The 11,897-nt window shown below is 69.4% G+C and carries 7 protein-coding genes; 3 read left to right on the top strand and 4 right to left on the bottom strand.

Features of this window, described 5'->3' with window-relative positions; genetic code table 11:
* The first annotated feature begins 763 nt into the window (after nt 1-763).
* A complete protein-coding gene (locus tag ACWESM_RS15510) occupies nt 764-2,347 on the top strand; it encodes a nucleotide-binding protein (protein WP_452492267.1) in 1,584 nt (527 codons plus the stop codon).
* A gap of 50 nt (nt 2,348-2,397) precedes the next feature.
* Here ACWESM_RS15510 and ACWESM_RS15505 read toward each other — a convergent pair whose 3' ends face one another.
* A complete protein-coding gene (locus tag ACWESM_RS15505; RefSeq protein WP_355076200.1) occupies nt 2,398-2,709 on the bottom strand; it encodes a DUF4254 domain-containing protein in 312 nt (103 codons plus the stop codon).
* Nucleotides 2,710-3,067: 358 nt separating this feature from the next.
* Here ACWESM_RS15505 and ACWESM_RS15500 point away from each other — a divergent pair, with 358 nt between their 5' ends.
* Both ACWESM_RS15500 and ACWESM_RS15495 read left to right on the top strand, forming a co-directional pair.
* Nucleotides 3,068-3,871, top strand: a complete 804-nt coding sequence (locus tag ACWESM_RS15500) for a GntR family transcriptional regulator (RefSeq protein WP_355076198.1) — start codon at nt 3,068-3,070, stop codon at nt 3,869-3,871.
* Between the two features lie 3 nt (nt 3,872-3,874).
* Nucleotides 3,875-4,480, top strand: coding sequence for a GNAT family N-acetyltransferase (locus ACWESM_RS15495; protein ID WP_364430867.1), 606 nt, complete (start codon nt 3,875-3,877; stop codon nt 4,478-4,480).
* Nucleotides 4,481-4,645: 165 nt separating this feature from the next.
* Here the strand turns inward: ACWESM_RS15495 and eccCa are convergent, their stop codons facing one another.
* From eccCa to eccD, 3 genes are read right to left on the bottom strand one after another with little or no spacing between them, the layout of a single operon-like run.
* Nucleotides 4,646-8,725: a type VII secretion protein EccCa gene (gene eccCa / locus ACWESM_RS15490; protein ID WP_364430864.1), complete on the bottom strand. Its 4,080-nt coding sequence runs from the start codon at nt 8,723-8,725 to the stop codon at nt 4,646-4,648.
* Between the two features lie 45 nt (nt 8,726-8,770).
* Nucleotides 8,771-10,150 carry a type VII secretion-associated serine protease mycosin gene (gene mycP, locus ACWESM_RS15485; RefSeq protein ID WP_452492342.1) on the bottom strand — a complete coding sequence of 460 codons (1,380 nt, stop codon included), beginning with the start codon at nt 10,148-10,150 and terminating at the stop codon, nt 8,771-8,773.
* A 32-nt stretch (nt 10,151-10,182) separates the two neighbouring features.
* Nucleotides 10,183-11,613, bottom strand: coding sequence for a type VII secretion integral membrane protein EccD (gene eccD / locus ACWESM_RS15480; RefSeq protein ID WP_452492265.1), 1,431 nt, complete (start codon nt 11,611-11,613; stop codon nt 10,183-10,185).
* Between the last annotated feature and the right edge of the window lie 284 nt (nt 11,614-11,897).

Here is an 11,897-nt window from a genome sequence, read left to right as displayed (position 1 = left end):
GGCCGACCACACCGCGCGGCAGAACGCTCAGGCACCGACCGGCGTGCCATCCGCTCCGGACCAGACAGCGCCGCAGGGCGGACACTCCTCGACACCGACCAGCACACAACCCGCACCGCAGCCACCCATCGACCCGGCGACGTCGACTCCCGACCGAAGCACGGCCGACCACACCGCGCGGCAGAACGCTCAGGCACCGACCGGCGTGCCATCCGCTCCACCGTCAGCAGACCCGACCAGCGGCGGGACCTCGCCCGTAACCGGCCCGGAGGACGCGGCACGGCAGGGCGGAGACCCGTCGGCCCCGACCGCCACGCCAGTATCCAGCGCGTGGCAGGCCCCCGACCCGCTGAGCGAAAATGCGCAGTCACCGCACGGCGAGCAATCCGGGCCGTCAACGGACGAGCACGCAGGGCCGCACGGCGCTCCGACAGCGGCACGTTCCGCTGAGGATCCCGTTTCCGGGAGAGCGGACGCTGTTCGGCAGGCCGAGAGCCGAGAAGCGACGCTGACCGGCGCCGAGACCGCCACCTCATCCACCGGCGCAAGCCCGACCGAACCGCACAGCGCGAACACCACTGCCGGGGTGAACCGGAGCGCGGCAGCGGCTCAGGCCCCGACAACGTCGGCAGGTGCGGGATCCGAGCATGGCTCCACACTGGGCACCGGGGACATCACGCCGTCGAGCGATGCCCACCGGACACCACCCATTACCGAGCATCCGGCGCAAGCCCCGCAGACCGCCGCACCCGTTCCCACGGCGGTGATTCCCGATGGTCCGCCGCCGTGGCTCGCGGCTCCTCGGCCCGAGCAGGCCGCCGCGCCCGCGACCGACGCGCCGCGCCGACTCCCACCGCTGCCCGACCCGCCCGCGCCGCACAACAGTGCATCCGGTACCGCGCCGGAGGCCCCCGTGCAGCCCGACTCGGCGGGGTCGGTCGATGCGACTCGCGCACAAAGGGACTCGAGCGCACCGGCGTCGAACCGCGCCGGCGCGACCGACATCGGCCCGGTGGCGGCGCGACCTGTCGCCGGTGGCGGACGCCACCGGCTGTCGGCGGAGCCGAACGAACCTTCGGCGTCCCAGCCGCCGGTCGGACAAGCGCCGAACTCCGACCAGCAGCCTGCGCCTCAGCCCCGTCCGGATGCGGCTTACGACGCGGGCGCGCCACAGCCGCACCCCAACGCCTCGAGCGGCGTACCCGCCGGTCACCCGACGCAGTTCGCGGGCGATCAGGCAGCGGGCAGCGCACCGCAGGTCCCCGTCGACCAGTGGCGCAATGCTGCCGCGCCCGAATCCGGTCCGGCATCACCGCATTCCGTGCCGCCGCACCAAGCCACTGGTCACCCCGCTCCGCAGTGGGGCACGCCTCCCGGCTACCCACAGCCGCCCGGCCGGCAGCAGGGCGCCCCGTTCCAGCAGCCTTCACTCGACGACGTGCCGCTGCGCCGGGCCAAGAAAGCTCCGGGAACCGGGTGGCGCAAGGCCGTGCACCACGTGTCCGGCGGCGCGATCAACCCCGGTATGTCCGCCGAGGAACGCAGGTTGCAGGAACTGGTCGCGCGGATCAGGCAGCCCGTCCGCGGCGACTACCGGATCGCGGTGCTGTCGCTCAAGGGCGGTGTCGGAAAGACCACCACCACAATGGGTCTCGGCTCCACCTTCGCCTCGATCCGGGGCGACCGGGTGATCGCCGTCGACGCCAATCCCGACTTCGGCACGCTGTCGCAGCGGGTGCCCCTGCAGACCAGGTCCACCGTGCGCGACCTGCTCCTCGATTCGACCATCCAGCGCTATTCGGATGTGCGCAGGCACACCTCGCAGGCGACGAGCCGCCTGGAAGTGCTCGCCAGCGAACGTGATCCGGCCGCGTCGGAGGCGTTCAGCGAAGAGGAGTACCGCGCGGTCGCCCGAATCCTGCAGCGGTTCTACAACATCATCCTCACCGACTGCGGTACCGGGCTCATGCATTCGGCCATGTCCGGTGTGCTCGACCTAGCGCACTCGCTGGTCCTGATCTCCTCCCCCGCGATCGACGGAGCCCGCAGTGCCGCAGCCACATTGGACTGGTTGTCGCTGCACGGCCACGACCATTTGGTGCGCAACGCGGTGGTGGTGATCAACTCCCCGCGGGCCGGATCACCGAACGTCGGTATCCAGCAGCTACGGGAGTACTTCCTGTCCCGGTGCCGCGCCGTGCACATCATCCCGTTCGACGCGCACATGTCCGAGGGCGCCGAAATCGATTTGCACCGCTTGCACAAGCAGACCAAGCGGGCCTACGTCGAGCTGGCCGCGACCGTCGCGGACGACTTCGCCACCGATCATCGTCGTTACCACCCGTGACACCCGCCGGGCGGTGGCCCGGCGGGGCGAAGGGCGAACGGATCAGCCGCTCACCACTCGGGCAGACGCCGCCTGCCCGCCATGACGTCGCGCACCAGATCGTCATAGGCGTCCGCGAGTTCGGCGAGATGATGCCACGCGTTGTGCAGCAAATCGTCGTGCGCGTTCAGAGTCATCAACGCGTGGTGCGCGCGCACCGACGACTCGGCGAGGCGATCGATCACCGCACCCACCGTTTCGGTGTGCAGAGTGGCGCCGAGCCGATGCTGCGGCACACTTCGCATCACCCAGTCGTCGATGGCCATCACCAATTCGACTCTGCGACGCTCGATTTCGCGAACCACCGCCACGGAGGTGTCCACCGAACCACCGCGGCCGACCAGGCGGCGCTCATGTAGCACTGCCAGATCACGAGCGAACCACAAGAGCGGACCACCGACCACGCGGTGTCCGCGACACGCCCGAACCAATAGGTCGGACGTGGGAAGCAATCCCGGTGCCGAAGAGCGCACCGAAGGATCGACACACCTAGGTGTGCCAGGGAGGGCCATTACGACCGTTGTATCCGAACCTGCCACGTTGCCTCGCCGTCATCGCCGCACAACACCGGATCAGGACTTCATTACAATAAACCTCTGAAGGCACCTGTCAAGCGTTAACGGGCCGTAGGGAGTCACGGAGAGTACACTTCGTTACCTGCATGACCAACCGAGGAGCAAGATGGCGGACGGTCCGACGTATCACCGGATCGCAGACCTCCTCCGCGAGGAGATCCGCGCAGCCAAGTGGAAACCGGGCGATCGACTGCCCAGTCACTCGGAGCTTGCCGATCAAATGCAGGTCTCGATTACCACGGCCCGCAACGCGATCCAGGTGCTGGTGACCGAAAATCTCGTCTATACAGCTACTTCCCGCGGAACGATCGTTCGAAACCAGGAAATCCTGGAATCCGTTGTCACCGATTCCATCCGCCCCGACCGGCCGCAGACCCCGCACGACATCTTCGAGGAGATCGCGCGGGCCGCGCACCGGGAGCCGTCGAAGGAGTTCAGCGCGAAGATGGAGCCCGCCAGCCCCGAAGTCGCGTCTTGGTTGGGGATACCGCCGGATTCGTGGGTGCTGGCCAGGACGGTGGTCCAGTATCTCGACCATGAGCCGTGGTCGTGGGAGGTCAGCTTCTATCCCCGTGATCTGGCCGAGGCCACCGGAATCGACTCACCGCACGATATTCCGGAGGGCACCACCCGCCGCCTCGCCGACCGGGGTCATGCCGAGACCGCGCACCGCGACACGCTCGTCGCCCGGCCTGCCACCGCGGAGGAAGCCTTGGTGCTCGGCGTCGCCACCGGCACCATCCTGCTCGACCACCTGCGCATCGGCGCCAACCACGAGCGCGTCACCCGTGCCACGCGGCAACGTTCGCTCGCCTCCGGCAATCGGCTCGCCTACGAGCTCGGCGACGCCGAAGGCACCGCAGTCATCCGGACCACGCTTGCCGATTCGCACGGGACCGGCCGGGCCTAGCCCATGACGATCGCGCTGCGCCAGGCGACATGGGGCGATCTCGGCATGATCTGCCGCCTGCGCGTGCAGCGCACGGCGTGGCTCACCGCGCGCGGCTCCGATCAGTGGACGGTCGCCGGACGCGGCCTGCCCATCGAGATCTTCGCTCGCGCCGTGGGACGGTCGCTGGACGCGGGCGAGACCTGGATCGCCGAGGTCGCGGGCGAACCGGCGGGAACGATCACGGTCAACGACCGCGCCGACGCCGGTCTATGGTCGGCGTGGGAACTCGACGATGCGGTGATCGCCCATTACATGATCGTGGATCTGCGTTTCGCGGGCCGGCGCGTGGGCCATCACCTGCTGGCGCACGCGGGACTGCTCGCCCGCTCGCAGGGCCGCGCCTGGGTCCGGCTCGACGCGTGGACCACCAATACCGACCTGCACGCCTACTACCGTTCGGCGGGATTCCGTTTGGTGCGCATCGCGGGCCCGCTCGCGCTGGGCCCGTCACGCGCGCTGTTCGAGCGAAGAACCGATAGCTGGGATCCCGCACTTCCCGTGCCGGTCCCCGCTGTCGGGCGAGTGGCCGCGCCTGCGCTTTTGCGCCCACCGCCGCCGAACAACTGATCCCACGCGGCGACAACTGAACGATCCGCGCTGTCCGGGGCTGCCCGCCGCGCGCGACGGGCACGGCGTAACCGAATATCGCAGGACGCCTTGTGCGCGATCGTGCCGCGCACTCACGAGCCGCTCCGCGCACGCCGGAATATCCGGCGCACGACGGCGAACCGATCAGATGGGCGGCAAGTGCGCGATGTGCACCATCTCGATACCCCTGCTGCGCGAGACCAGTGTTCCACGGCCGGGCGGCAGCTTGCTCGGCCGCACGTCGCCGATCAGCTTGCCCTCGTCACGCGACCCGCTCATGATCAGCGTCTCCACCGAAAGGTTCTTCATGGTGCCCAGAATCGGGTCGTACAGCGCGCGGGACACACCGCCGCTGCGGCGGGTTACCACGAAATGCATGCCGATGTCCCGCGCTTGGGGCAGGTATTCCAACAGCGGCGCGAACGGGTTCATGCCGGTACCGGCCGCCACCATATCGTAGTCGTCGACCACGATGTAGATCTCCGGGCCGCTCCACCAACTGCGTTCGCGCAGTTGCTGCGGTGTGATATCCGAGCCGGGAATCCGCTTGGCGAGATACCCGGCCACCTCTTGGATCATCGGACCGCAGGTCTGCGACGACGTCGAGTATCCGGCCAGGTGGTCGCCCTCGACCACGCCGAGCATGGTCCGGCGGTAGTCCACCATGATGATCCTGGCCTGCTCGGTGGTCGACTGTTCCACCACGCCCATCACGATGTTGCGCAACAGGGTGGTCTTGCCGCATTCCACGTCCGCGAAGGCCATGAAGTGCGGTTCTACGCCGAAATCCAGCACCAGCGGCTGCAATTCGGACTCGCCGCGACCGACGACCACGCGAGTGGGGCCGAGCTCGACGCCTTCCGCCTTCGCCGAGGCCATCAGCTCGTCCCTGCCGAAGCGCAGCGGCAACATGCGCACTTCGGGCGCGCGGCGGTTCGGGTACTGCTGTTCGAGTCCGGCCCGCGCCTGCGCGACACCGTCGGCCAGGCTGCCCTGGTCGGAGTCGGAGTCCAGGCGCGGCAAGGCGATCAGCATGTGCAGCTGGTCCGCGGTCAGACCGCGCCCCGGGCGTCCGACCGGAACCTGGTGCGCGGTGCGCCTGCCCATCTCCGAGTCGGACGGATCGCCGAGTCGCAGCTCGACCCGGGTGCCGATCTGGTCCTTGACCACCGGGCGGATCTCGGCCCAGCGCGCGGCGCCGATCATCAGGTGGATGCCGAACGACAGGCCCTGGGCCGCGATGGCGTTGATCTGCGGCTCCAGCAGGTCGAACTCTTCGCGGATCGCGGCCCAGCCGTCGATCACCAGGAACACGTCGCCGAACTTGTCGTCGGCCAACGGATCGGCGGGCCCGGCTGTGCCATCCGGAACGCGACGGCCCTCGCCGAACTTGCGGCGCCGGAACTCGGCCATCGATTCGATGCCCAGCGCGGCGAACCGCTCCTCGCGCTGACGCATCAGCGTGGTGAGCTCGGCGACGGTGCGGCGCACCCGATCGCCGTCGAGGCGACCGGCCACCGAGCCCACGTGCGGCACGCCGGACAAGCCCGCCATGCTGCCGCCGCCGAAGTCGAGGCAGTAGAACTGCGCCTGTTCGGGAGTGTGCGTGGCCGCGGTCGCCATGATGATGGTGCGCAGGGTCGTCGACTTGCCCGACTGCGGGCCGCCGACGACCGCGACATTGCCCTGGGCGCCAGCCAGATTGATGGTGAGCACATCGCGGCGCTGCTCGTAGGGCTTGTCGATGACGCCGATCGGCATCCACAGTTGGCCGTGCCGGTTGACCGGCGAACGCCAGTCCGGGTCCGGCAGCAGCATGTCCACCGTCGGGGATTCGTCCAGCGGCGGCAACCACACCTCGTGCGCCGGGCGGCCGTGCCCGGTGAGCCGCTTGACGACCACGTCGAGCAACGTGTCCGGGATGCCCTCGTCGGCGCTGGGCACGGCCCCAGCGGCCGACGGTGGCGGCGGCAGCTCCAGCAGCGGGTTCGACGGCGCGACCGGTTCCGCTTCGGTCTCCGCATCGATCGGGTCGGGTATCTCCACCGGCACGGCGGTGAACAACGCGGGCCGCCTGCCCGCGACCGGGCTGCCGTCCTCGCCGGTCACCGTGCCCTGCGGCGCGACGTACGGACCGGACACGTAACTGGCGTTGAACCGCAACGGATCCGACGCGTCGCTCTTCAGATATCCCGATCCGGGCACGCTGGGCAGATGGTAGGCGTCGGTGATGCCGAGCACCGCACGCGACTCGTTCGCCGAGAACGTGCGCAGGCCGATGCGATAGGACAGATGCGATTCCAGTCCGCGCAGCTTGTTCTCCTCCAGGCGCTGCGACGCCAGCAGCAGGTGCACGTGCAGCGACCGGCCGAGGCGGCCGATCATCACGAACAGCTCCGCGAAATCCGGCTTCTGCGAGAGCAGTTCGGAGAACTCGTCGACCACGATGAAAAGCGCGGGCAGCGGATCGAGCGGCACTCCCGCGGCGCGCGCCTTCTCGTAGTCGGTGACGTTGGCGTAGTTGCCCGCCGAACGCAGCAGCTCCTGGCGGCGGTTCATCTCGCCCGCGAGCGCGTCCTTCATGCGATCGACCAGCGAGAGTTCCTCTTCCAGGTTGGTGATCACGGCGGCGACGTGCGGCAGCGAGTCCAGGCCGAGGAAGGTCGCGCCGCCCTTGAAGTCGACGAGCACCAGGTTCAGCGCGTCCGGCGAATGCGTGGTGACCAGCGAGAGCACCAGAGTGCGCAGGAATTCCGACTTTCCGGAGCCGGTGGCGCCGATGCACAGGCCGTGCGGGCCCATGCCGTTCTCGGCCGACTCCTTGATGTCGATCTCCACCGGAGTGCCGTCGGGGGTGATGCCGATCGGCACCCGCAGCCGCTCCCTGCCGGTGCGCGGACGCCACACCCGCGCCGGATCGATCTGGGCCGCGTCCGGGATCTTCAGTAGCGCCATCAGTCCCGGATCGGCCGTGGTTCCCTCACCGAGACTCACGATCTGCGCGGCCGTCGCGAGCCGGTATCTGGCCAGCGCGCGAGCGAAGGACTCGGACTCCGCCGTGCTCACCTCGTCGGCGGTGGCGAACTTCTCCACGCCGGCCGCACTGCGCGCGGCCACCTCGCCGTCGCCGACGACCAGTTGCAGTCCGCGCCGCGCCGCGAGCCCGCCTTCCGGCGCGGTGAGGTCGAGCACCGTCACCGAATCCAGGCCCGATTCGCTGACCAGCCGTTCGCTGCCGCTGACGTAGCCGTCGTCGATGACGACGACCAGATGTAGTCGCCCCTGGGTCGGCTGTGGGTTGCGCATGAACCGGCCGCGCTCGAGCAGCTCGGCCGCCAGCGCCGTTTCCAGTTCACCGAGCGAGTGGTACATCATCCGCGTCGAGCCCATGCCGTCGCGCTGGGTCGGATGCTGCAGTTGCGGTAGCCATTTCGCCCAGGACCAGGCCGGGCCGTCCGGGTCCGAGCAGACGATCGCGATGGCGAGATGGTCGGGTCCGTGGAATGCGGCCAGCTCCATCAGCATCGCCCGCGCCAGCATGCGCGCGTCCTCGACCGGGCCGCCGATGTTGATCGCGGGGAACGCGCGCAGCGACACGGCGGTCGGCAGGCGGTGCACCACCGAATGGGTGCGCACGAATCGGCGCAGGGCCACGGTGGACACCGGTTCCAGATCCTCCAGCGGCCCCGTCTCGGGGCGCGCCAGTTTGGTGGCCAGCCGGTGGCTGCCGACCCCGACGCGCACGTGTCCGAAGTCCGGGTCGTTGGGCCTGCGCTCCCACATTCGCCTCGTCCCGATCAGGGACGGCAGGTCGGCGGGTTCGGGGTGACTCCACCGGAGCGTCTCCAGCTGCTTGCCGCCGGTGCGGCGCACCTCCTTGCGGACCTGGTCCAGATAGCGGAAGTAGTCCTTGCGCTCCTCGTTGAGTTCCACCGCGCGCTTGGGGCCGCCGCCACGGAAGCCCGCCATCATGCCGACCATCGACATGAGCATCATCATCGGGAACATCATCATGAACGGATTGGCCAGTAGGTTGCGGCCCATCATCGCCATCATGGCGATCATGCCGACCACCGCGACCACCATGACGACCGGCATCAGCTTCATCATCAGCGGCGCGGGCAGGGCGCGCGCGATCTCCGGCGGAGCGGTCAGCGCCACCTCACCACCGGGTGCCCGGGGCGGCGCGATACGGGGGCGGCGCACAAAGCCTTCGGTAGCCATGATTCCTTCGTTCGGTCGGCGGCGAGCGGTCGAGCTGCGCCCGCGCTACGGATCGAATTCCGCGTTCAGGTCCTGCCTGGTCCGCCGGAACGGGAACGCCACGGCCACACCGATGGCGAGGCAGGCCAGGGAGACGATGGAGCCGATCACCGCGATCCGGCGCGGCCGCGGGTCGGGGCCCGGCGGGATCACCGGCGCGGCGACGGCTCGTGCGGCGTCGGCGCCCGCGCTCACGGGTTTCTCCGGCAGCTGCGCGGTGAGCGCGGCGAGCGGATCGATCAGGCCGTGGCCGATCCGGTCGTCGCGGCCGGTGCCCGGTCCGTGCGCGGTGCGGATGATGCGGTCCATCACCTGCTGCGCGGTGAGTTCCGGAAAGCGTGCCCGCACCAGCGCGGCCAGCCCGGCCACGTAGGGGGCCGCGAAGCTGGTGCCCTCCACGGCCCGGATTCCGTCGGTGGTCTGGACGCCGTCGACCAGGCCGGTGGCGCCCGGTTTGCTGTCCAGCGACACGATATTGCGGCCGATCGCGGCGACGCCCACCCATGGGCCGTGCAGCGACAGCTCCGACACCTGGCCCGGCGAGTCCACCGAGCCCACCGAGAGCACGTAGGGCGTGAACCAGGCCGGACTCGCGACCGTGGCCACCGAACTCCAGCCGGAACCCTCGTTCTGTTTCGAGCAGGCGCCGTCGGGCTGCAGATTGCCCGCGGCCGCGACCACGACGACATTGCGGTCGTAGGCGTACTTCACCGCCGCACCGAGCGAAGCGTCGGCGGTGTCCGAACCGGCTGCGGTGCAAGCTACTTCGGAGATGTTGATGACGGTGGCGCCGAGATCGACGGCGCGGACCACGGCCGCCGCCAGGGTGAGCACGCTGCCGTAGCCGTCGCTGCTGATCTTGCCCGGCGGATCGCCACGGCCGCCGCGGTCCTTCGGCTCGTAGGCCAGGCTCAGCTGCCGGATGGTGAGCAGGTCCGCGTCGGGCGCGACGCCTGCGAAGGCGTCGCCGGGGCTGGGCTGGGCCGCGATGATTCCGGCGACCAGGCTGCCGTGGCCGTCGCAATCGACTGTGCCGTCGCTGTCGGAGACGAAGTCACCGCCAGGTTGCAAAGACCGTAACCGCGGGTGCGGATTCACCCCGGTATCGATGACGGCCACCTTCTGCCCTGCGCCGCGGCTGAACTGCCACGCCGACGGCAGATCCAGCACGCGCTGGGCCATCGGAGGCTCGCCCGGCGGCGCGCCGGTGAGCAGGGGTTCGGCGCAGACGGCGCGCTGTTCGGTCGGCTCCAACGGCGCGGGCCGCGCGCTCAAACCTTGTGCGGCGCCGAGCGCGCCGGGGTCGATGCCGGGTGGGGCGATCGCCTGGGCACTCGGCCACGGCACGCCGATTCCGGCGCCGGCAACCGTTGCCGCGCAGGCCATCCGCATGACGATCCGGCGGAAGGCGCTGCCGGTCATATGTTCCGGGCCATCGAGTAGATGTTCATCACCCACAGCACGAGCGGAATCACCGCCACGATCAGCAAGTACTCGAAGATCTCGATCATCCGCCGGGTCACCGGGGTGACCTCGATGTGCGGACCGATCACCCCGAACCCGACCACACCCGCGGCGAACGCGAGCAGGACGCCTGCCGCGAGCAAGGTGTAATCCGAATCCCCGACGGCGAATCCGACGGCCAGGGCCACGACAGTCAGGCACCCACCGCCGATCATCGTCGCGGCTTGGGTGAGATCGGCGAACGAGCGGCCGCGCAGCGCGAGGATGATCGCGGTCACGACCGCCAGCGTGATGCCCTGCCAGCGTCCGGAACCCAGCGGATCGGCCACGCCGAACGCGCCGACGACCGCGCTCGCGGTGCACGCCGCGACCAGGCCGGACTGGAACCGGTTGGCCGTCCGTGCCCGTGCCCCTAGTCCCGCGGCCGAGGGCAGTGCGCTGGCGCCGATGGCGCCGATGCCCTCGATGGTCGGTCGCGGCTCGTGGTCGGCCGGGTCGATCGCGCCGCCCGCGGTGGGAACCGGCGGAATCGGCAGCCGCGCGAGCACGGCCGCCAACCGCGGCACCGCCGAGATGATCACGATGCCGGCCACCAGCAGACCGGCCGACAATTTCGGCAGGCCCGGATGCCAGATCAGGTGGATCGCCGCGGCGACGCCCGCGATCACGGCGAGCGCGGCGGCGCAGGAGAACAGCGTCGCGCCGGTGCCGGTTATCCGGTAGCCCAGCAGCGCCGCGATCAGCAGCACCGAACTGCCCAGCAGCAGATGGGGACTGCCGAGCGTGCCCGGCACCAGCAGCGCGGCGCCGCCGAACAGCAGTACCAGTCCGTCCAGGGACAACCAGGTCGCGGTCACCGTCTCGGCGTATCTGTGCGCGGCGATGCCCGCAGCGACGAATCCCGCTGTGCCACAGCCGAGCAGCGCGAGAGCGGGCGCGATCGGATCGCCGTGCCCGCGCGAGATCACCAGCACGACCAGCGTGACCAGCACGCTGAGCGCCGACACGACCAGACCCATCCAGCGGGCGGCCACCCCGGACCAGCTCCGGAATTCCTCGGCGGTCAGCCGTGATACCGCGTCGATGACGTCGTCGAACAGCGCGGGCGCTTCCTTCGCGGCCACCGACCGCAACACCAGCAACTCACCGTCGTAGACCTCGGCCTCGGTGAGCGTGCGACTCGGCGCGATCGCCTCCCGGCCGAGCCGGGCCAGGGTCCAGTGCCGCGCGTCCAGCGGCGCCGACTCCTCCTCGGCCTCGGTCCGCGCCGGGTTACGCGATTCGATGAGCGCCACCAGATCACCGATGAATGTGGCGATCGGCACGGTGGTCGGCAATCCGACATCGACCTGAGTGTTCCCACCGATGACCGAAACACGACTCAATACGGGTTCGGTGGCACGTATACCGCTCGCCGACTCGATCAACGGCAACCTTCCCCAGCCCTCATCCGGAACAATGATTCACGCATCGACAACATTTGCTGGAACCCGTCCCGAGTGCCCGACTTCACCACATCGAGCACTCGCACACATAGCCGACTCTTGCGTTGCGACCTCCCGGCAGCTGAACCTAATGTAACGGACGAACCGGGCCACGCGCGATCGGTAGTCTGGTATCCAGATGAACGTCTCTACTACGAGAAACGAAGATTTCGGGGTTCGACAGC

This window comes from Nocardia sp. NPDC003999 (assembly GCF_053604885.1).
The sequence above is the reverse complement of the archived record's forward strand: the minus strand, read 5'-3'. Positions and strand labels throughout refer to the sequence as shown.